Below are 20,323 nucleotides of genomic sequence, written 5' to 3'. Positions count from 1 at the left end.
CTGCCTCCGACGTACCATCGAGACATGACGCTCCCGTCGCGACCGCTGCTCTTCGCCTCTGGCGAGGATGCCTACGTCGCCGACCGGGTGCTGCGCAGCTGGACCACGCCCGACGGGGCCGACCCGACCTGGGCCGACGAGGTCGTCGGCGCCCTGCAGCCGGGGGAGCGGGCCCTCGGTGCGCTGTCCTTCGCGGCCGGCGCCCCGGGGATCCTGCACCAGGTCGTCGGGTCCGAGCGGCCGCTCACCGGCCCGGTGCGCACCCCTCGCGAGCGCGCCTACGAGGTCCGCGAGTTCCCGACCGCCGAGGCGTACGCCGACATGGTGCGGGCCGTCCTCGACAAGATCGCCGACGGCGTCGTGCGCAAGGTCGTCATCGGGCGCTGCCTCGACGTCACCAGCGACCCGCCCCTCGAGCCCGCGGAGATCATCGACCGGCTGCTGGTGACCCGACCGGGTCGTTATGTCTTCTCCGTGCCGCTCACCGAGTCCCTCGATGCGGGTCCGCTTCTCGTCGGTGCGAGCCCGGAGCTGCTCGTCAGCCGCCAGGGCGACCGGATCGCCTGCACGCCGCTGGCCGGGTCCGTCCCGCGCTCGGACGACCCCGGCGAGGACGCCCGCCGGGCCGACGCGCTCCGGGACTCCGCCAAGGACCTCGCGGAGCACGCCTTCGTCGTCGACGCGATCGTCCACGCGCTCAAGGAGGTCTGCGTCGACGTCGAGCCGCCGACCGGCCCGACGCTCCTGGCGACGGACACGGTCTGGCACCTGGCGTCGCCGATCACCGCGCGCCTGGAGGACCCGGCGACCGGCCCGAGCGCGCTCCGACTGGCCCAGATGCTGCACCCGACCCCAGCGGTCGGGGGCGTGCCTGCCGCAGCCGCGGCGGAGGCGATCGCGGACCTCGAGGGAGACCTGCGCGACTACTTCGCCGGCTGCGTCGGCTGGGTCGAGGCCAACGGCGACGGCGTCTTCGCGATCACCATCCGGGCGGCGGTGATCGACGGTCCCACGATGAGGCTCTTCGCCGGCGCCGGCATCGTCGCCGGTTCCGACCCCGACTCCGAGGTCCGCGAGACGGGCGCCAAGCTCGCGACCATGACCAAGGTCGCCGGCCTGCACTGACGAACCGTGCGGGTTCGTAGGCCGAACCGTGCGGGTTCGTAGGCCGAACCGTGCGGGTTCGTCGGCCGAACCGTGCGGGTTCGTCTCGCGATGTGGCGTTGAGCGGCGCGTGTGGAACGATGAGCGCACCAGAGGGGAGTATTCCTCCCGCTGCGTTCTCGTCATCACGATCAGTCCTCGCGGGCCGGTCCGGGAACGTGGGTCGCCATCGGCGGCGGAAGAGACCTCGGGCCCGTTGCCCGACCCCTGATCATCGAGAGGCTCTCTGTGGACGTCAGCACCCTGGAATGGACCATCACCATCGCCGCCACCATCGGCGTGCTCCTGTTCGACATCGTCGTCATCGCCCGTGACCCGCACGAACCGTCGATGAAGGAGTGCGCGATCGCGCTCTGCTTCTACATCGGCGCCGCTGTGGCCTTCGGGATCTGGACGCTGTCGTTCCACGGCAAGGACTACGGCATCGAGTTCTTCGCCGGCTGGCTGACCGAGTACAGCCTCTCGATCGACAACCTCTTCGTCTTCATCATCCTGATGGCCGCGCTCAAGGTGCCGAGGAAGTACCAGCAGGAGGCGCTGCTCGTCGGCATCATCCTGGCGCTGGTGTTCCGCGGCATCTTCATCGCGCTCGGCTACACCCTGATCGAGAACTTCAGCTGGGTCTTCTACCTGTTCGGCGCGTTCCTGGTCTACACGGCCGTCAAGCTCGTCAAGAGCTATGCCGCGCACGAGGAGGAGCACCCCGAGGACAACGCGATCGTGAAGTTCGCGCAGCGCCACCTCAACGTCGGTACGTCGTACCACGGCCTCAAGCTCTGGTACGTCGAGAACGGCGCCCGCGTGGTCTCGCCGATCCTCATCGTCATCATCGCGCTCGGGATGACCGACATCCTCTTCGCGCTCGACTCGATCCCGGCGATCTTCGGCATCACCCAGGAGCCGTACCTGGTGTTCACGGCGAACGTGTTCGCGCTGATGGGCCTGCGCCAGCTCTACTTCCTGCTCGGCGGGCTGCTCCAGCGTCTGGTCTACCTCTCGCTGGGCCTGGCCTTCATCCTCGCCTTCATCGGCGTCAAGCTCGTCCTCCACGCCCTGCACGAGAACGAGCTCGGCTTCATCAACGGTGGCGAGCACGTCAGCGTGCCCGAGATCTCCTCGCTGCTCAGCCTCGGGGTGATCATCGCGACGCTGGTGCTCACCGCGGTCGCGAGCCTCGCCAAGACGAGCAAGGACGAGGTCGCGGCCGTGCCGGTCCCCGCCGACCTCGACGACACTCCAGGGGCGGACTGGAAGGAGTGACCGCGGGCGAGGCAGGGCACGACTAGGATTTCTCGTGCCCGCCCCGCCTGAGCTCCCGAAGAGGCCCATGTCCCACGCCCCCCACCCTGCTGGTGGTCGCGACCGTCTCCGGGTGGAGTGGGCTGCGGCGACGCGCACGTTCGACGGCGACCGGGTGGTCATCGGACGCGAGGCCGACTGCGACGTGGTCGTCTCCGAGCCGGGGGCCTCGCGGCACCACGCGGTGCTGCAGCGCGAGGGCGCGACCTGGGTCGTCGTCGACACCAGCAGCAACGGCACCTTCGTCGCCGGTCAGCGGATCAGCCGGCTGGCGGTGCCGATGACACCGTTGAGCCTCCACCTCGGCGGCCCGGCCTCGGAAGCGGTCGTCGTCGCCGTCGAGCCCGCTTCGGTCGGGCCCGTCGGCGTGCCGGCGCCCCCGCCGTACCAGCAGCCGCAGCCCGATCCGCCGGCGCCGGCCGAGGACTGGTGGCGCAACCTGCCCCCGCCGCAGCTCCCTGCGGGCGCCGCCCCGGCCGACGCCTGGGTGCCTCAGTCGGTCGTCCCGCCCGGTCAGCTGGCGCACGGGCACTCCGTCGTGCTGCCGCAGCACGTGGCGTCCGGGCGGGTCCTCACCATCGGCCGTGAGGTCGGCAACGACGTCGTCCTGGAGGACGCACTGGTCAGCCGGCGCCATGCGACCCTCGACCCGGGCGGACCGGGGCGGCTCGCGGTCCTCACCGACCTCGGCAGCTTCAACGGCACGTTCGTCAACGGGCACCGGGTCCAGGGCTCGGTGCAGCTCGCGGTCGGCGCCGAGGTCATCGTCGGCAACCAGACCTTCCGCTGGGACGGCACCCAGCTGCTCGCGTCGGCGACGACCCACGAGTTCACGCTGTACGCCGATGGCCTCACCACCGTCGTCGCCGGCGGCAAGCAGCTGCTCCAGAACGTCTCGTTCCAGCTCAAGCCCTCGAGCCTGACCGCGGTCATCGGCCCGTCCGGCGCGGGCAAGTCGACCCTCCTCGGGGCGCTGACCGGGCTCCGGCCGGCCACCCACGGGCGGGTCATCTGGCAGGGCCACGACCTCTACGCCCACTACGACCAGCTGCGGTTCCAGATCGGTCTGGTCCCGCAGCAGGACATCCAGCACCCCCAGCTCAAGGTGCGCCAGGCGCTGCGCTTCGCCGCGCAGCTGCGGCTGCCTCCCGACACGACCCGGGCCGAGCAGGACGCCCGGGTGCAGCAGGTCGCCGAGCAGCTCCAGCTGACGGCGCGGCTCGACAACCGGATCGGCACCCAGCTCTCGGGCGGCCAGAAGAAGCGCGTGTCGATCGCGACCGAGCTCCTCACCGCGCCGCCGCTGCTGTTCCTCGACGAGCCGACCTCGGGACTCGACCCCGGGCTCGACCTCGAGGTGATGAAGCAGCTGCGCTCGCTGGCCGACGGCGGTCGCGTGGTCATGGTCGTCACCCACTCGGTGCTGGCGCTCGACGTCTGCGACAACGTGATGGTGCTGGCGCCCGGGGGCCGGATCGCCTACTTCGGCCCGCCGTCCGGCGTGCTGGCGCACTTCCGCCGGGCCAGCTATCCGGAGGTGTTCGACCTCCTCGACGACCCCGGGCTGTGGCAGCAGATCCCCGAGCAGCCGCAGCTCGCCCCGACCACCGGCTCGATGCCCGCGGCGGCGTCCGCCGTACCGGCACCGCCCCGGCAGTCGCCCGGTCGGCAGCTCTCGACGTTGGTACGACGCAACGCGGCGGTCGTCGTGTCCGACCGGCTGCTCCTCGGCATGCTGCTCCTGCTGCCGCTCGTCCTCGGCGGACTGAGTCGGCTGGTCCCGGGGACCAACGGGTTCTCCCTCGACGCGTCGCTGTTCTGTCCCGGCAAGACCGAGGAGATCCGCGGCAACCGCTGTCAGGCGATGCAGGACGGCGTCCCCGTCGGGGACGTGGTCAGGATGCTCTTCGACCAGGGCGAGGCGCGACAGCGCCTCATCGTGCTCCTCGTCGCCGCCTGCCTCATGGGCACCGCCATCGCGATCCGTGAGCTGGTGGGGGAGCGGGCGATCTTCCGGCGGGAGTACGCCGTCGGCCTGTCCCCGGGCATCTACTTCCTGAGCAAGGTCCTCGTGCTCGGTACCGCGGCGTTCGTCCAGGGGGTCCTGGTCACGTTCATCGCGATGGTCGGCCTGCCGGGGCCCGACGGCAGGCTCGGGTTCCTCCGGATGGCGGCCGCCGTCGCCCTGCTCGCCTTCACGATGGCGATCGTCGGGCTCACCCTGTCGGCGTTGGTCAAGAGCAACGAGCAGACGATGCCGACCCTGGTCGGCGTCATCATGATCCAGCTGGTGCTCTCCGGCTCGCTGTTCGGCATCGCCGGCCGGATCGGGCTCGAGCAGATCGCGTGGCTCGCGCCGTCGCGATGGGCCTACGCGGCGACGGCGTCGACGATGGGGCTGGTCCGCGGGCAGGCGCCCGAGGACGAGGACTGGATCGCTCTGGCCGGCGCCGGCCACTACCTCATGGGGCTGGGAATGCTCGGGGTGCTGTGCATGGCGACGTTCGCCGTCGGGATGTGGCTCACCCGCCGCTCGGCGACCGGCGACTGACCGGCGCGGGAATGCGCGGAGCCTCCCGCGCCTTGGAACCAGAGATGTCCTCCCCTGCTCTCTCCGTGCTCGACCTGGTGCCGGTGCGCTCCGACCAGACCTCCGCCGACGCGGTCGCCGCCTCGGTCGACCTGGCGCGCGCCGCCGATCGGCTCGGCTACCGCCGCTACTGGGTCGCCGAGCACCACAACATGCCGGCCGTGGCCGCGACGAACCCGCCGGTGCTCATCGGCCTGCTGGCCGGCCGGACGGAGCGGATCCGCGTCGGCTCCGGTGGCGTGATGCTGCCCAACCACGCGCCCCTGGTCGTGGCCGAGCAGTTCGCGCTCCTCGAGGCGGCGTTCCCGGGCCGGATCGATCTCGGTATCGGCCGCGCGCCCGGGACCGACCCGGTCACGCGGTGGGCACTGCGCCACGGCGCAGGGGGAGTCGACGACAACGCGGTCGAACGGTTCAGCGAGTACGTCGACAACGTGCTCGCCATGATGGAACCCGACGGTGTCGGGCTCGCCGTGCGCGGCGCGACCCACGTGCTCAAGGCGACGCCGGCAGCGCGCTCGGTCCCGGCGATCTGGCTGCTCGGCTCCTCGGACTACTCCGCCCGGCTGGCGGCCGAGAAGGGCATGCCCTACGTCTTCGCGCACCACTTCTCCGGTTCCGGCACCGCCGAGGCTCTCGACCTCTACCGCAGCACGTTCCAGCCCTCGCCGGAGCTGGCCGAGCCCCGCACCTTCCTGACCGTCAACGCGGCGGTCGCCGAGACCGAGGAGCAGGCACAGCTGCTGGCCGTGCCCCAGCTGCTGCAGATGGTCGCGCTGCGCACCGGGCAGCCACTCACCGCGCAGCGGCTGGTCGAGGAGGCCGAGCAGGTCGTGGCCGCCGGTCTCCCCGAGGGGCACGCGGGGCTGCTCGCGGCGATGCGGCGCCGGTGGGTCATCGGCGATCCCGCCGGGGCCGGTGCCGAGATCGAGCAGCTCGCCTCGTCGTACGGCGTCGACGAGGTGATGATCAACCCGGTCGCCGGCGCCCTCGCCGGGACCGAGCCGGGCACGGCTCCCGCCCGGGTCCGCACGCTCGAGCTCCTCGCTTCCTCAATTGGGAGTTTGTGAACTCCTTCCCCTAAACTGGCGTGTCGGCCCAACGTGGGTCTGTGTCGTCATGCTCGCGGCTGCCCTGACGGGATCCATCTCGGTGGGGTTGAGCGCGGCGACACGGCTGCACGAGGTCCACCGCTCCGCCCCGATCCGTCGAGGGGGAGCGGAGGTTCCCGGGCCACCGGAAGACGAATCCCCAACCAGAAGGACGGCATGGCGAAGAAAGAAGGCGTCATCGAGATGGAGGGCTCCGTCGTGGAGGCCCTTCCCAACGCGATGTTCCGCGTCGAGCTGAGCAACGGCCACAAGGTCCTCGCTCACATCAGCGGGAAGATGCGCCAGCACTACATCCGGATCCTCCCCGAGGACCGGGTCGTGGTCGAGCTCTCGCCGTACGACCTCTCGCGGGGCCGGATCGTCTACCGCTACAAGTAACCGATAGCCGCTAGCGGTACTGATCAAAGAAAGGGCTGACATGAAGGTCAACCCGAGCGTGAAGCCGATCTGTGACAAGTGCAAGGTGATCCGTCGCCACGGCCGGGTCATGGTGATCTGCGAGAACCCGCGCCACAAGCAGCGCCAGGGCTGAGCACCGCTCCACCCCTGCTGCACCACAACTGAATACGACAACAACGTGATCGCTCAGCCGACGGCTCCCCGGAGCTGACGGTGACCACCTCCGGAGCGGATGGCCGGAGCCGCACTCAGACAGCGCGGAACGCATCACGACCACACCACCGTGCATCCGAAGGGACAGCCATTCATGGCACGCCTTGTTGGAGTCGACCTGCCGCGCGACAAGCGCATCGAGGTCGCTCTCACCTACATCTACGGCATCGGCCGTACCCGCGCCCAGCAGCTGCTGGCCGCCACCGGGGTCTCCCCGGACCTCCGCGTCCACGAGCTGGGCGACGAGGAGCTGGTCAAGCTCCGTGACGAGATCGAAGCCAACTTCAAGATCGAGGGTGACCTCCGTCGCGAGGTCCAGGCCGACATCCGCCGCAAGATCGAGATCGGCAGCTACCAGGGTCGCCGCCACCGCATGGGCCTCCCGGTCCGCGGCCAGCGCACCAAGACCAACGCTCGTACCCGCAAGGGCCCGAAGCGCACCGTTGCCGGCAAGAAGAAGGCGAAGTGATTTAGATGCCTCCCAAGGTTCGTGCAGGCGCGAAGAAGATCCGCCGCAAGGAGAAGAAGAACGTCGCTCAGGGCGAGGCCCACATCAAGAGCACGTTCAACAACACGATCGTGACGATCACCGACCCGACCGGTGCGGTGATCTCGTGGGCGTCCGCCGGCACCGTCGGCTTCAAGGGCTCCCGCAAGTCCACCCCGTACGCCGCTCAGATGGCCGCTGAGGCCGCGGGTCGTCGGGCGATGGAGCACGGCATGAAGAAGATCGACGTCTTCGTGAAGGGCCCGGGCTCGGGCCGCGAGACGGCGATCCGTTCGCTGGGTGCGATCGGCCTCGAGGTCGGCACCATCCAGGACGTGACCCCCGCCCCCCACAACGGTTGCCGCCCGCCCAAGCGCCGGCGCGTCTGACCCCGAGACTGAGAAAGAGAGCGTAAGGACATGGCCCGTTACACCGGTCCCATCACCAAGAAGTCGCGCCGTCTCGGTGTCGACCTCATCGGCGGCGACGCTGCCTTCGAGAAGCGCCCCTACCCGCCGGGCCAGCACGGCCGCGCGCGGATCAAGGAGAGCGAGTACCGCAACCAGCTGCAGGAGAAGCAGAAGGCCCGCTTCACCTACGGCGTGCTCGAGCGTCAGTTCCACAAGTACTACGTCGAGGCTGCTCGTCGCCAGGGCAAGACCGGCGACAACCTGCTGCAGCTCCTCGAGTGCCGCCTGGACAACGTGGTCTACCGTGCCGGCTTCGCCCGCACGCGTCGCCACGCCCGCCAGCTCGTTGCCCACGGCCACTTCCTGGTCAACGGCAAGAAGGTCGACATCCCGTCCTTCCAGGTGACGCAGTACGACATCATCGACGTCCGCGAGAAGTCGCTGGAGATGACGCCGTTCATCGTCGCCCGTGAGACCCACGGCGAGCGCATCGTGCCGGCCTGGCTCGAGGCCCTCCCGACGCGGATGCGCATCCTGGTGCACCAGGTCCCGGTCCGGGAGCAGATCGACCTCCCGATCCAGGAGCAGCTCATCGTGGAGTACTACTCCAAGAAGTGACGCGCGTGGGAGGCTTCGACCGACTCGTTCGGACGTGGCCTCCCGCCGCACACCCCCAGCTTCAGCCGTCCCGCACCACATCTGGACCCTCATATAGCGGTCGGTCCGGAAAGGAAAGAAACAAGTGCTCATCGCACAGCGCCCCACCCTCTCGGAGGAGACTGTCGACCAGTTCCGGTCGCGGTTCGTCATCGAGCCCCTCGAGCCCGGCTTCGGCTACACGCTCGGCAACTCGCTCCGCCGTACCCTCCTGTCGTCCATCCCGGGCGCGTCGGTCACCAGCATCAAGGTCGACGGCGTGCTCCACGAGTTCTCGACGATCGACGGTGTGAAGGAAGACCTCACCGAGATCATCCTGAACCTCAAGGGCATCGTCGTCTCCTCGGAGCACGACGAGCCGGTCACCATGTACCTGCGCAAGTCCGGTGCCGGTGACGTCACCGCTGCCGACATCGCGCCGCCGGCCGGTGTCGAGGTGCACAACCCCGACCTCAAGATCGCCACCCTGGGCGACAACGGCAAGCTCGAGATGGAGCTCGTCGTCGAGCGTGGCCGCGGCTACGTCTCGGCCGTCCAGAACAAGGGTGCTGACAACGAGATCGGCCGGATGCCGGTCGACTCGATCTACAGCCCCGTCCTCAAGGTGACCTACAAGGTCGAGGCCACCCGTGTCGAGCAGCGCACCGACTTCGACAAGCTCGTCATCGACGTCGAGACCAAGCCGTCGATCCTGCCCCGCGACGCCATCGCGTCGGCCGGCAAGACGCTGGTCGAGCTCTTCGGCCTGGCCCGTGAGCTCAACGTCGAGGCCGAGGGCATCGACATCGGCCCGTCGCCCGTCGACGAGCAGCTTGCCGCCGACCTGGCGCTGCCGGTCGAGGACCTGCAGCTGACGGTCCGGTCCTACAACTGCCTCAAGCGCGAGGGCATCCACACCGTGGGTGAGCTCATCAGCCGCTCGGAGCAGGACCTGCTCGACATCCGCAACTTCGGTGCGAAGTCGATCGACGAGGTCAAGGCCAAGCTGCACGAGATGGGTCTGTCCCTCAAGGACAGCGCCCCGGGCTTCGACCCGTCGATCGCCCTCGCCTCCTACGGAGACGACGACGACGACACCTTCGTCGAGGACGAGCAGTACTGAGCTGAATGGCGCGAGCGTGTCGCCAACGGTGCGCGCCGCCCAGGGCCCTCGCAAGCTCGGCCCCAGGCTGCGGACCGAAACACACGTTGAGATGATTGGCGGCTTTCCGACCGAAACGCGGTCGGGGCCTGGATCCCCGGTACCTGGTACGGCCGGGGGGAAATGAGAATCGGAAATGCCCAAGCCCAAGAAGGGCCCCCGCCTCGGCGGTAGCCCGGCCCACCAGCGGCTCATCCTCCGCAACCTGGCCACCCAGCTCTTCGAGCACGGCCGGATCACCACCACGGAGGCCAAGGCCCGCACCCTGCGGCCGTACGCCGAGAAGCTGATCACCAAGGCCAAGAACGCGCACCTGGGTGAGAACCCGCTGCACAACCGTCGCGAGGTGCTCAAGAGCATCACCGACAAGGGCGTCGTGCACCACCTCTTCACCGAGATCGCGCCGGCGTTCGCCGAGCGTCCGGGTGGCTACACCCGGATCACCAAGATCGGTCCGCGCCAGGGCGACAACGCGCCCATGGCCGTGATCGAGCTGGTGACCGAGGCCTACAACCCCAAGCCGTCCGCTCCGAAGAAGAAGGAGGAGGCTCCGAAGCAGGAGGCTGCTCCGGTCGTCGAGGAGCCGGCTGAGGAGACCGAGGCCCCCGAGGCCGAGGTCGAGGTCGCTGACGAGGCCACCGAGGAGGCTCCCGCCGAGGAGACCGCCGAGGAGACCGACGAGCAGGCCTGATCTGCCGCACTCCCGCCGGCCCGGCTCACCGCGAGGTGAGCCGGGCCGGTGCGTTTTCGGGGTATCTCGTCGCGCACCTAGACTGGGCACCATGAGCATCGACCTGGGCAACCCACGCGTCCTGTCGCCCGACGACGCCGAACGACAGGTCCTGCTGGCCGACCCGCGCGGCTACTGCGCCGGCGTCGACCGGGCCGTCGTCACCGTCGAGGAGGCGCTCGACCTGTACGGCGCGCCCGTGTACGTCCGCAAGCAGATCGTGCACAACAAGCACGTCGTCTCCAACCTCGAGGAGCGCGGCGCGATCTTCGTCGAGGAGCTCGACGAGGTGCCGCTCGGCGCGACCGTCGTCTTCTCCGCCCACGGCGTCTCGCCGGCGGTCCACCGCCAGGCCGCCGAGCGCGACCTCAAGACCATCGACGCGACCTGCCCGCTGGTGACCAAGGTCCACCGCGAGGCCGTCCGGTTCGCCCGCGAGGGCTACACGATCCTCCTCATCGGACACGCCGGCCACGAGGAGGTCGAGGGCACGGCGGGCGAGGCGCCCGACCAGACCGTCCTCGTCGAGCACCCCGACGACGTCGACAAGCTCGACTTCCCGGCCGACGCCAAGCTCGCCTGGCTCTCCCAGACCACCCTCAGCGTCGACGAGACGATGGAGACCGTGCGCCGGCTGCGCGCCAAGTTCCCGCAGCTGGAGGACCCGCCGAGCGACGACATCTGCTACGCGACCCAGAACCGCCAGGTCGCGGTGAAGGAGATCGGCGCGACCGCGGACCTGGTGATCGTGGTCGGCTCGGCCAACTCCTCCAACTCGGTGCGCCTCGTCGAGGTCGCCCTCGAGGCCGGCGCCAAGGCGTCGTACCGGATCGACGACATCTCCGAGCTCGACGAGTCGTGGCTCGACGGCGTCCGCGCGGTCAGCGTCACCTCGGGCGCGTCGGTGCCGGACCACCTCGTCCAGGAGGTGCTGGCCTACCTCGCCGAGCGCGGCTACCCGGACGCGCGTCCGGTCCAGACGGCGGAGGAGACGCTCGCCTTCTCGCTGCCCAAGGAGCTCCACAAGGACCTCAAGGCCGCGGGGCGCTGACACCCGCCCATGGCGAGATATCTCGACGTCCACCCGGACAACCCGCAGCCGCGGCTCCTCCAGCAGGTCGTCGACGCCCTCCACGAGGACGCGTTGATCGCCTATCCGACCGACTCCGGCTATGCGCTCGGGTGCCGGATCGGCAACCGCGACGGACGCGACCGGATCCTCAGGATCCGCGGTCTCGACGACCGTCACCACTTCACGCTGGTGTGCCGGGACTTCTCGCAGCTCGGCCAGCTCGTCCATGTCGACAACGCGGCGTTCCGGGCGATCCGGTCCGCGACGCCGGGGCCCTACACGTTCATCCTCCCGGCGATGCCGGAGGTGCCGCGCCGCCTGATGCACCCCAAGAAGCGCACCGTCGGCGTGCGGATCCCCGACCACGTCGTGGTCCGGGAGATCCTCGACCTGCTCGGTGAGCCGCTGCTGTCGAGCTCGCTCATCCTCCCCGGCGAGACCGAGCCGCGCACGATGGGCTGGGAGATCAAGGAAGAGCTCGACCACCAGGTCGACGTCGTCGTCGAGGCGGGGGAGACCCCGGCCCAGCCGACGACGGTCGTGGACTGGTCGGAGGGCTACCCCGAGCTGATCCGGCGCGGCGCGGGAGACCCGGACCGGTTCTGAGCGGTCAGTCGCGCTGCTGGAACTGGTTGCGCACGGCGAGCACGCCGAGGCACAGCAGGTAGCCGACCACGAGCGCGATCGCGTGACCGGACAGCCCGGACACGGTCGCCTGGACGGCGCCGTCCTGCGCGTGCGCGATCGACGCGGGCTCGGTGAGCGCCAGCAGCAGCACGGCGGCCAGCATCGCCAGCGGCGGCAGCACGCCGACGGTGAAGAAGCTTGCGGGGCGCACCATCAACGCGGCCCGGAGGCAGATCGTCACGAAGGCCAGGTCGAAGAGCAGGCCGAGGCGCGCGGAGAGCGCCAGGTCGATCGTCAGCGCGGTCAGGAGCAGCGCGACAGCGAGCGCGGCCACCTCGTGGCCGGGCTCCTCACCCTCCTCCCAGAAGGTGCGCGCTGCGCTCGTCACGCCTCCACGCTAGATCGGCGTCCGCGCCGGACCGGCGCGCCGCGCCGTACGACCCCTGGGGCGTGCCGGGGCGCGGATCGGCCTCGCCGAGCGCTCAGGCAGCGTCGCGACGCCGGTTGCTCGCCACCTTCGCGATCATGAGGAACAGCCCGATGATGAACGCCAGCCCGATGCCGCCGCCCACGAGCTGGCGGGTGAGGGTCGTGTCCTCGTCGTCGGAGTCGTCGGGGACCCCCGTCCCGGGGCCGGCCGCGTCCCCCTCGTCGGTCGCGGACGCGGGCGGCTCGGGGGGATAGCCGACCACCCCGGAGTTGTACGACGTGGGCGTGCTCCGAGGCGTCGCGACGAGGACGTCGCCGCCGGAGAGCGCCGTCCAGCCGTCCTTCGCGACCGAGCGGACCAGGCGGGCCGAGGAGGCGCCGGGAGACTGGTCGGAGGCGTCGTTCCAGGACGCCAGGGTCAGCACGCGCGCCCCGGCGTCGGTCCGGCTCGCCTGGAGTGCGGCGTACGACGACGACACGTCGACGGTGAACGCGTCGGTGCCGAACTCGCGCTCCGCGCCGAGATCGAGCGGAAGGCCGAGGTCGTCGGTCTCGTCCGCGGTCGGGTAGAGCACCAGGGCGGCACCGGGCTCGTCCTCGAGCACGGCGTCGAGGGTCTCGATCCCGACGGTCAGCGGTCGGGTCGCCTCGCGCTGGAGGGCGGCGACCAGGGCCGCGCCGTCCTGGGCTGCCTCGAAGTGGTCCGCGGCGCCGCCGAGGACGACCGGTAGGTGCCCGGAGAACGCCTGCGGGTAGGCGACGAACCCGCCCGGGCCGTCCCCGTGGGTCGCGGTGACCGACGACGCCGCCGAGTCGAGGTGGACCTCCACCGGCGCTGGGTTGACCGCGTCACAGCCGCCGTTGGGGGGTGTGGACTCCAGGACCAGCACGACGCTGTTGTCGGCCCGCAGCAGCGACGTGGGGACCTCGACGTCGATGCTCAGGTCGTCGGACCCGTCGAGGGCGACCGAGTCGAGGAGGGTCCCGTTGACGTAGGTGTCGAAGCGCGCCTCGACGTCGTCGGGGACGGCCGAGTGGGTGCCGCGGACGCTGACGTGCAGGCCGTCGAGCGGGCCGCCGAAGGCGTCCTGCTGCACCCGCACGAACTGCTCCACGCGCCCGTAGCCGGCCAGGTGGGCGAACGGAGCGCCGAGGTCGGTGAAGCTGAGGGTGTCCACCACCGCCCTGGCGGGGGCGGTCGCGCCGAGGCCGGTGGTCTCCGCGCCGTCCGCGAGGCCGAGGGCGGGTGAGGTCAGCGCCGCTGCGGCACTGGACAGGTCCTCGGCCGGCCCGGAGATCGTGAGGGTCGGCACGCCGCCGCTGCGGCTGATCTCGGTCGCGACGGCGCCGGAGCCCTCGACCAGTCGGATCCGGCGGTCGCCGGGTGCGGGTCGCCGTACCGGTCCGCCGTCCGGGACCAGCGTCACCTCGACGCCGGCGGGGTAGCGGCTGCTCACCGCTGCGATGGTGCTGAGGGCTGCACCGAGGAGGTCCTCGCTGGCCAGGGGGTCGACGGCGACCGCCACCTCGCGCACGGTCGAGGGGAGGAAGTCGGCGATCGTGTCGGGCGCCTTCTCCCGACCCTCGGTCTCGAGCTCGATCTCCTCGAGGGTCGCGAGGCCCTGGGGGAAGTCGCCACAGCGGCCGTCCTGGGTGGCGCCCTCCTCGGCGAGGAGCGTCATCTCCAGCGCGATGACGCCGTTGTCGACGTCGGCGCGTCGGACCCGGAACGAGACCGGCCCCGGCCGGGCGGGCACGGTCGCGGCGACCCGGCCGCCGGCCGTGATCCGGACCTCCGCGAGGTCCCGCGCGTCGGGCGACTCGATGCTGAGCTGCGCGTCGATCCGGGTCGGCTCCAGCCCGGCGGGCACGGGTACGTCGAGCGCGACGGTCGCGCCCACCCCGCTGGACAGCGTGCCCGGCACGGGTGTCGTGTCGGCCGCGGCGGGCGCGGTGACGACGGCACCGGTCACGGTCAGCAGGGCGACGACGGCGGCAGCAGCGAGGCGAGGGTGACCCACGGGGCAGACGGTATCGGGTTCGATAACGCCTTGGGACGCGGTCAGCCGAGGTCGACGACGACCGGCGCGTGGTCGGAAGCGCCCTGGCCGGCCCGCTCCTCCCGGTCGATGAAGGCGTGGGTGACCCGGGCGGCGAGCTCCGGCGATCCGAGGACGAAGTCGATCTTGAGACCGCGGTCGCGCTCGAACCGCTGCCGGTAGTAGTCCCAGTAGGTGTAGCCGGGAGCGTGCGCGCGGGTCACCTCGGCCCAGCCGTCGTCGAGGAAGCCCTGGAACGCCGCGCGCTCGGCCGGCGTCACGTGGGTGGAGGTCTTGAACTGGGTCACGTCGAAGACGTCGTCGTCGGTGGGGCAGATGTTCCAGTCGCCGACCAGGGCGGTCGGCACGTGCTGCCACCCGCTCGCCGCCTCCCGCAGGCGCGCCAGCCAGTCGAGCTTGTAGACGTAGTGCGGGTCGTCGGGCTTGCGCCCGTTGGGGACGTAGAGGCTCCAGATCCGGACTCCGCCGCAGGTCGCGCCGATCGCGCGGGCCTCCGGTTCGACCGGGTCACCGTAGCCCGGCATCCCCGGGAACCCGACCTCGACGTCGTCGAGGCCGACGCGGCTGATGAGCGCGACGCCGTTCCACTGGTTGAAGCCGACGGCCGCGACGTCGTACCCACGCGCCTGGAGGCCCATCAGCGGCAGCTGGTCCTCGCGGGCCTTGGTCTCCTGGAGGGCAAGCACGTCGATCTCGTGCCGGTCCAGCAGCGCCTCGACGCGGTCGATACGCGAGCGCAGGGAGTTGACGTTCCAGGTGGCGATCCGCACGAGGAACGAGGCTAGTCGGCCGGGTCAGGGGGCCGCGGGCGGGGGAGCGGCCGACAGCAGTCCGGCGAGCGCCGCGACCAGGCGGTCCTTCTGGTAGCGAGGGGGATCCTCGAGCATCATCCGTCCGAACTCCTCGGCGGTGACGAGAACCAGGTGGGCGACCACCTCGGTGTCGAGCTGCGGTCCGCCGCGCAGCTGGAGTCCGGCGGCGAGCCCGGAGGCGATGTACTGGCGGATCACCTCGCGGGTCTCGGCGATCCGGTCCCGGACGATCGCCGGGGCGTTCTGGGTGATGCCGAGGACCGGGCGCCACACGTCGGGATCGGCGCGGACCTGGTCGATGAGCAGGGAGACCGCCTCGAGCACCCAGGCGTCCACGTCGGTCGGGTTGCCGGCGTCGTGCAGCAGGGCCATCGCCTGGGTGAGCGCGCGCTGGCGGGTACGGTCGAGGAGTGCGTGCAGCAGTGGCTCGAGGCCGTCGTACGCGCCGTACACGACGGGGCGGGTGACGCCGGCCTCCTTGGCGATCGCGTCGATGGAGACCTTGCCGTAGCCCTCGCGCACGAGCACTCGGAGCGTTGCGTCGAGGAGGTGCTCGCGCCGTTCCTCCTTGGGCAGCCGCTTGGCGTAGCGCCGCTTGCGGGGCTCGCCCTCCGGTGTGCGCTGACTCACGTGGCCAACGATATTGCAGTACTGTAAATTTCGCTGAACCTACAGTTGTGTAGCAATGAGTGACGCCCACGAGGAGGACCGACGGTGCTCGGTATCAAGTCCCGCAAGAAGCTGCTCGCCGCGTACGAGCCGATGCCCGACTACGGCTTCTTCGGCCCCGAGTCGATGACCTGGAAGGTCTGGGCGCACCCGACCTCCTACGTCCTCGGATTCGCGCGTGCGGTCACCATCGAGCACTTCGACCCCAACCTCGCCGCGGCCGTCGTGCAGTCCGGTGGCGTGAAGTACCGCCCGTCGACCCGCTACGGGCGCACACTGCGCTACTTCGGGATGGTCTCCTTCGCCGGGGCCGAGCAGACGGCTCGCGCCGCCGACGTCCTGGTCAAGGTGCACTCGAAGGCGATCGGGCACGACCCCGTCACCGGCGGCGAGTACGACGCCAACAAGCCGTCGTCGCAGCTGTGGATCCACGTCACCGCCTGGCACTCGATCCTGCTGTGCTATGAGAAGTTCGGCCCGGGCCGGCTGACCGAGGCCGAGGAGCTGCAGTTCTGGGCGGAGTGCCGTGAGGCCGCCAAGCTCCAGACGATCGACCCCGACGCGGTGCCGCGCTCACGCGAGGAGGTGCGGCAGTACTTCGCGGACTGGCGCCCGCACCTGGCGGCCTCGGAGGCCGCGCAGGACATGATCCACTTCATCCTGCCGCTCAAGGTCGCGCTGCCACCCGCGATGCCCTCGTGGCAGAAGGCGCTGCTGAGCCCGGCGATGTGGGTGATGAGCAAGGGCGTCATCTCGACCTACCCGCGCTACATGCGGCAGATGGCGGGCATCCGCCAGGGGTGGCTGCTCGACGCCGCGGTGCTGCTGCCCAACAAGGCCCTGCACTGGTTCTTCGCGAAGTCGCTCAACGCCCGGCTGATGCTGTTCAGCCTGCTCGCCCCGGCGGCTGTCCCGATCGCGGCGCCCGCCATCGGCGGCATCCCGCCGCTGAGCGACAAGGTGTGGGGCGTGCGGGAGGCGCAGGCGCACTTCGGCTTCGACATCCCGGCCGAGGCGCACCAGGACCTCCGTGCCAAGCAGCGCGACCGGGTCTTCGTCGATGGCGCCGCGCCGAGCGACGACGGGCTCGAGGAGTCTCAGCAGCACATCGGCTCGATGGACGTGTACGACGCCGCACGCGTCGGCTGAGCGAGGTCCGGGGCCGGGGCCGGGGCGACCCCGGCACCCGGTGGACATTTGCTGATTGCTGCAGCAGCGAACCCTGCCAGTTTGTGAGGCGGAGAACCTCTTGTCGACAGGGCCGTCGACGACTTCGATGAGGTCAGAACGGGCTTATCGACGAAAGGTTTCCCATGAAGTTCTCGCGTATCAGCAGGATCTCCGTCGGGGTCGGCGCCTGCTTGGCGGCCGCGGTCGCCGGACCGGTGGCGTCGGCCTCGGGGGGCGACGTCCCGTCGTACCAGGAGTTCAAGGCCGCCACCTATGTCGACACCGACGGGCAGTACATCGTCAACGGTGACGAGCCGGTCAGCAGCGACGGCGCTCTCAAGCAGTTCTACACCTCGATGGTCGGCAAGCGGTCGACCGAGAGGAAGGTCCACGAGGACGGCCTCATCGTCAACACGGTCAACGGCCAGGACGACAAGTGGTCGGCATCCCAGGCGGCCAACCTGACCTACTGCGTGAGCACCAAGTTCGGCAGCAGGCAGGCCGACGTCATCGCGGCGATGGCGGGCGGCGCCGGGCTGTGGGAGGCGGCGACCACCAAGGTCAACTTCGTCTACGTGCCGGCGCAGAACAGCAGCTGCACCACCCGCAACAACAACGTCCTGTTCTCGGTCGAGCCGGTCAACACCACGCAGTACATCGCCCGGGCGTTCTTCCCGAGCACCTCCAAGCGCTCGCGCAACGTCCTCATCGACGACTCGATCTGGTCGTCGGGCAACTGGGAGCCGATCGACATCATCGCCCACGAGCTCGGCCACGCCCTCGGCTTCCGGCACGAGCACACGCGGCCCGAGTCCGGCACCTGCTTCGAGGACAACAACTGGCGGCCGCTGACGCCGTACGACAGCAGCTCGATCATGCACTACCCGCAGTGCAACGGCGGCTCGAGCGACCTGGAGTTCCAGGCGTCCGACGCGGCCGGGGTCCGGGCGCTCTACGGTTCCTGACCCTCCCTCTCCCGCAGGAACCGGGCGGGGTGCTCAGCTGCCGAGGCGGTCGCTGAGCACCCCGCTTCGCTGTGATTCACGAGGTGGCGCTCCGGCCTCGTAGACTGCCCGCCCGTGGCTCTCACCATCGGCATCGTCGGTCTCCCCAACGCGGGCAAGTCGACCCTCTTCAACGCGCTGACCAAGAACGACGTCCTCGCGGCGAACTATCCGTTCGCGACGATCGAGCCCAACGTGGGCGTCGTGGGGGTGCCGGACGAGCGGCTCCCGCAGCTCGCGGAGATCTTCTCCTCCGAGCGGATCCTCCCGGCGACCGTCGAGTTCGTGGACATCGCCGGCATCGTGCGCGGCGCCTCGCAGGGGGAGGGCCTGGGCAACAAATTCCTCGCGCACATCCGCGAGTCCGCGGCGATCTGCCAGGTCACGCGGGTCTTCCGCGACGAGGACGTCACCCACGTCGACGGCGAGGTCAACCCCGGCAACGACATCTCCACCATCCAGACCGAGCTGATCCTCGCCGACCTCGAGACGGTCGAGAAGTCGATCACCCGGCTGGAGAAGGAGTCGCGCAAGGTCAAGGAGCTCGTGGCCAACCTGGAGGCCGCGAAGGAGGCCAAGGAGGCGCTGGAGTCCGGTACGCCGATCATCGCGACCTCCATCGACCGCTCCCTGCTGCGTGAGCTCTCGCTGCTCACCGCGAAGCCCTTCATCTACGTCTTCAACTGCGACTCCGACGAGCTGCACGACGAGGACCTCAAGGCGCAGATGCGGGCGCTGGTCGCCCCCGCCGAGGCGATCTTCCTCGACGCGAAGTTCGAGTCCGAGCTGATCGAGCTCGAGGACGACGAGGCGGCCGAGTTCCTCGCCGAGGCAGGCATCACCGAGCCCGGCCTGGAGGTCCTCGCGCGCGTCGGCTTCGACACCCTCGGCCTCCAGACCTACCTCACCGCGGGCCCCAAGGAGTCGCGCGCCTGGACGATCCGCAAGGGCGACACGGCGCCCCAGGCCGCCGGCGTCATCCACACGGACTTCGAGAAGGGCTTCATCAAGGCCGAGATCGTGTCCTTCGCCGACCTCACCGCCGCAGGCTCCATGGCCAAGGCCAAGGAGGCCGGCAAGGTCCGCATGGAGGGCAAGGACTACGTCATGGCCGACGGCGACGTGGTGGAGTTCCGCTTCAACGTCTGATCCCGCGGTACGCGCAGCAACCCCGCTCGTCGCGACGGATCCGATCGCGATGCGTGCCTCGACAGGGCGTCGCAGCGGCTGACATCCTCCGGGGATGAGGGAGCTGGCTGTCGGACTGACGCCGATGGAGACCCGGCGCGACGTGGTCCTCCATGTCGCCCAGCGGGCAGAGCAGCTCGGATACGGCTCGTTCACCGTGGCGGAGGGCTGGGGTCACGATGCCGGCGTCCTGTTGGCAGAGGTGGCATCGAGGACGAGCCGCATCCGCATCGGCACCGGCGTGCTCAACGTGTGGGGTCGGTCGCCCGCCACGATCGCCATGATGGCGACGAGCCTGTCCGAGGCGACCGGCGGACGCTTCTTCCTCGGTCTCGGAGTCGGCAGCCCGGGGCTTGCCGAGGGCTTCCACGACGTTCCCTTCGACGAGCCGGTCGCACGACTGGCCGGCATGACGCGTCAGGTGCGTCGCCTCGTTGCGGGTGAGCGCATCCAGCAGTCCCGGCCTGGTGAGGTCGGACCGCTCAAGCTCGCTGTGCTCCCGAGGTCGGAGGTCCAGATCGACCTGGCCGCGTTGGGCCCGAGGTCCACCCGGATGGCCGGTGAGCTGGCCGATCGGTGGGTGCCGTTCCTGCTCCCCGTCTCGGGCGCCGGGACGAGCATCGGCCTGCTGGAGGAGGGGGCGACGGCAGCCGGACGGCACCGCCCGATCATCGCGCCCAGCGTGCCGTTGGCGGTCTGCGCCGATCCGGCTCAGTCGCTCGAGATCGCGTCCTGGTGGGTGGCCTTCTACCTGACCAGCATGGGCCCGCTGTACCGAGGAACGTTGCAACGCCTCGGCCACGGCGCCGCGGTCGAGGAGGTCCTCGCGGCGAACCCCACGCCGCGCACGTCCGAGATACCTCCCGGCGCCAGGGGCCTGCTGGACGAGCTCACGGTGTGGGGCGATCCGGATGCCGGGCGTGCTGCGTTGGAGAGGTGGTACTCGGTCGGGTCCGAGCAACCGACGCTCATCCTCCCGCCCGGGCGGGACGTGGAGACGCTCGACTTCATGCTGGAGTCGATGCGGCCCCTTATGCGCCCTGCATGAGCGGTGGAGTTGCGCACCGTCCGTGCGTTGGGGAGGTCCACG

General features: G+C 70.2%; 21 protein-coding genes. 17 read left to right on the top strand and 4 right to left on the bottom strand.

The genetic code is table 11. The features are described 5' to 3' along the window. The first annotated feature begins 24 nt into the window (after nucleotides 1–24). The 13 genes from H0487_RS00255 to H0487_RS00195 all read left to right on the top strand — a co-directional run bounded on the left by H0487_RS00255 (nucleotide 25) and on the right by H0487_RS00195 (nucleotide 11,880). Entirely contained in the window at nucleotides 25–1,125 is a 1,101-nt protein-coding gene (locus H0487_RS00255; RefSeq protein ID WP_183092219.1) for an isochorismate synthase, read from the top strand. A 267-nt stretch (nucleotides 1,126–1,392) separates the two neighbouring features. Next, complete coding sequence (locus tag H0487_RS00250; RefSeq protein WP_183092218.1) at nucleotides 1,393–2,424, top strand: TerC family protein; 1,032 nt, start codon at nucleotides 1,393–1,395, stop codon at nucleotides 2,422–2,424. 112 nt (nucleotides 2,425–2,536) lie between these two features. Further along, nucleotides 2,537–5,014 (top strand): FHA domain-containing protein, encoded by a 2,478-nt coding sequence (locus H0487_RS00245; protein WP_183092217.1) that lies wholly within the window; start codon nucleotides 2,537–2,539, stop codon nucleotides 5,012–5,014. Nucleotides 5,015–5,058: 44 nt separating this feature from the next. Then, nucleotides 5,059–6,123, top strand: a complete 1,065-nt coding sequence (locus H0487_RS00240; RefSeq protein ID WP_183092216.1) for an LLM class flavin-dependent oxidoreductase — start codon at nucleotides 5,059–5,061, stop codon at nucleotides 6,121–6,123. Nucleotides 6,124–6,321: 198 nt separating this feature from the next. Then, entirely contained in the window at nucleotides 6,322–6,543 is a 222-nt protein-coding gene (gene infA, locus H0487_RS00235) for a translation initiation factor IF-1 (RefSeq protein ID WP_028656368.1), read from the top strand. Nucleotides 6,544–6,583: 40 nt separating this feature from the next. Next, the gene (gene rpmJ / locus H0487_RS00230) at nucleotides 6,584–6,697 is read left to right on the top strand and encodes a 50S ribosomal protein L36 (protein WP_004008316.1); all 114 of its coding nucleotides are present in this window, start codon (nucleotides 6,584–6,586) and stop codon (nucleotides 6,695–6,697) included. Nucleotides 6,698–6,871: 174 nt separating this feature from the next. After that, a complete protein-coding gene (gene rpsM / locus H0487_RS00225) occupies nucleotides 6,872–7,246 on the top strand; it encodes a 30S ribosomal protein S13 (RefSeq protein ID WP_183092215.1) in 375 nt (124 codons plus the stop codon). 5 nt (nucleotides 7,247–7,251) lie between these two features. After that, nucleotides 7,252–7,653: a 30S ribosomal protein S11 gene (gene rpsK, locus H0487_RS00220; protein ID WP_183092214.1), complete on the top strand. Its 402-nt coding sequence runs from the start codon at nucleotides 7,252–7,254 to the stop codon at nucleotides 7,651–7,653. 30 nt (nucleotides 7,654–7,683) lie between these two features. Continuing rightward, nucleotides 7,684–8,292, top strand: a complete 609-nt coding sequence (gene rpsD / locus H0487_RS00215) for a 30S ribosomal protein S4 (RefSeq protein ID WP_183092213.1) — start codon at nucleotides 7,684–7,686, stop codon at nucleotides 8,290–8,292. 124 nt (nucleotides 8,293–8,416) lie between these two features. After that, nucleotides 8,417–9,433 carry a DNA-directed RNA polymerase subunit alpha gene (locus H0487_RS00210; RefSeq protein ID WP_183092212.1) on the top strand — a complete coding sequence of 339 codons (1,017 nt, stop codon included), beginning with the start codon at nucleotides 8,417–8,419 and terminating at the stop codon, nucleotides 9,431–9,433. A gap of 175 nt (nucleotides 9,434–9,608) precedes the next feature. Beyond that, nucleotides 9,609–10,163 carry a 50S ribosomal protein L17 gene (gene rplQ, locus H0487_RS00205; RefSeq protein ID WP_183092211.1) on the top strand — a complete coding sequence of 185 codons (555 nt, stop codon included), beginning with the start codon at nucleotides 9,609–9,611 and terminating at the stop codon, nucleotides 10,161–10,163. 91 nt (nucleotides 10,164–10,254) lie between these two features. Further along, on the top strand, nucleotides 10,255–11,253 hold the full coding sequence (locus H0487_RS00200; protein ID WP_183092210.1) for a 4-hydroxy-3-methylbut-2-enyl diphosphate reductase: 999 nt from the start codon (nucleotides 10,255–10,257) through the stop codon (nucleotides 11,251–11,253). A gap of 9 nt (nucleotides 11,254–11,262) precedes the next feature. Then, the gene (locus H0487_RS00195) at nucleotides 11,263–11,880 is read left to right on the top strand and encodes an L-threonylcarbamoyladenylate synthase (protein ID WP_183092209.1); all 618 of its coding nucleotides are present in this window, start codon (nucleotides 11,263–11,265) and stop codon (nucleotides 11,878–11,880) included. A gap of 4 nt (nucleotides 11,881–11,884) precedes the next feature. Here the strand turns inward: H0487_RS00195 and H0487_RS00190 are convergent, their stop codons facing one another. From H0487_RS00190 to H0487_RS00175, 4 genes are all read right to left on the bottom strand, one after another. After that, nucleotides 11,885–12,289, bottom strand: a complete 405-nt coding sequence (locus H0487_RS00190; RefSeq protein ID WP_183092208.1) for a DUF6542 domain-containing protein — start codon at nucleotides 12,287–12,289, stop codon at nucleotides 11,885–11,887. Nucleotides 12,290–12,383: 94 nt separating this feature from the next. After that, nucleotides 12,384–14,351, bottom strand: a complete 1,968-nt coding sequence (locus H0487_RS00185) for a hypothetical protein (RefSeq protein WP_183092207.1) — start codon at nucleotides 14,349–14,351, stop codon at nucleotides 12,384–12,386. 41 nt (nucleotides 14,352–14,392) lie between these two features. Beyond that, nucleotides 14,393–15,160 (bottom strand): exodeoxyribonuclease III, encoded by a 768-nt coding sequence (locus tag H0487_RS00180; RefSeq protein WP_183092206.1) that lies wholly within the window; start codon nucleotides 15,158–15,160, stop codon nucleotides 14,393–14,395. Between the two features lie 24 nt (nucleotides 15,161–15,184). Further along, nucleotides 15,185–15,832, bottom strand: a complete 648-nt coding sequence (locus tag H0487_RS00175) for a TetR/AcrR family transcriptional regulator (RefSeq protein WP_183092205.1) — start codon at nucleotides 15,830–15,832, stop codon at nucleotides 15,185–15,187. Between the two features lie 84 nt (nucleotides 15,833–15,916). On the opposite strand from H0487_RS00175, the gene H0487_RS00170 reads away from it, so the two are divergent. The 4 genes from H0487_RS00170 to H0487_RS00155 all read left to right on the top strand — a co-directional run bounded on the left by H0487_RS00170 (nucleotide 15,917) and on the right by H0487_RS00155 (nucleotide 20,281). Next, nucleotides 15,917–17,020: an oxygenase MpaB family protein gene (locus H0487_RS00170; RefSeq protein WP_312855765.1), complete on the top strand. Its 1,104-nt coding sequence runs from the start codon at nucleotides 15,917–15,919 to the stop codon at nucleotides 17,018–17,020. 164 nt (nucleotides 17,021–17,184) lie between these two features. Continuing rightward, nucleotides 17,185–18,006, top strand: a complete 822-nt coding sequence (locus tag H0487_RS00165) for a M57 family metalloprotease (protein WP_183092204.1) — start codon at nucleotides 17,185–17,187, stop codon at nucleotides 18,004–18,006. 114 nt (nucleotides 18,007–18,120) lie between these two features. Beyond that, nucleotides 18,121–19,194 carry a redox-regulated ATPase YchF gene (gene ychF / locus H0487_RS00160; protein ID WP_183092203.1) on the top strand — a complete coding sequence of 358 codons (1,074 nt, stop codon included), beginning with the start codon at nucleotides 18,121–18,123 and terminating at the stop codon, nucleotides 19,192–19,194. Nucleotides 19,195–19,288: 94 nt separating this feature from the next. After that, entirely contained in the window at nucleotides 19,289–20,281 is a 993-nt protein-coding gene (locus H0487_RS00155; RefSeq protein ID WP_183092202.1) for an LLM class flavin-dependent oxidoreductase, read from the top strand. Nucleotides 20,282–20,323: the final 42 nt, after the last annotated feature.

It is taken from the genome of Nocardioides stalactiti, assembly GCF_014180715.1.
Classification (GTDB): domain Bacteria; phylum Actinomycetota; class Actinomycetes; order Propionibacteriales; family Nocardioidaceae; genus Nocardioides; species Nocardioides stalactiti.
The sequence above is the reverse complement of the archived record's forward strand: the minus strand, read 5'-3'. Positions and strand labels throughout refer to the sequence as shown.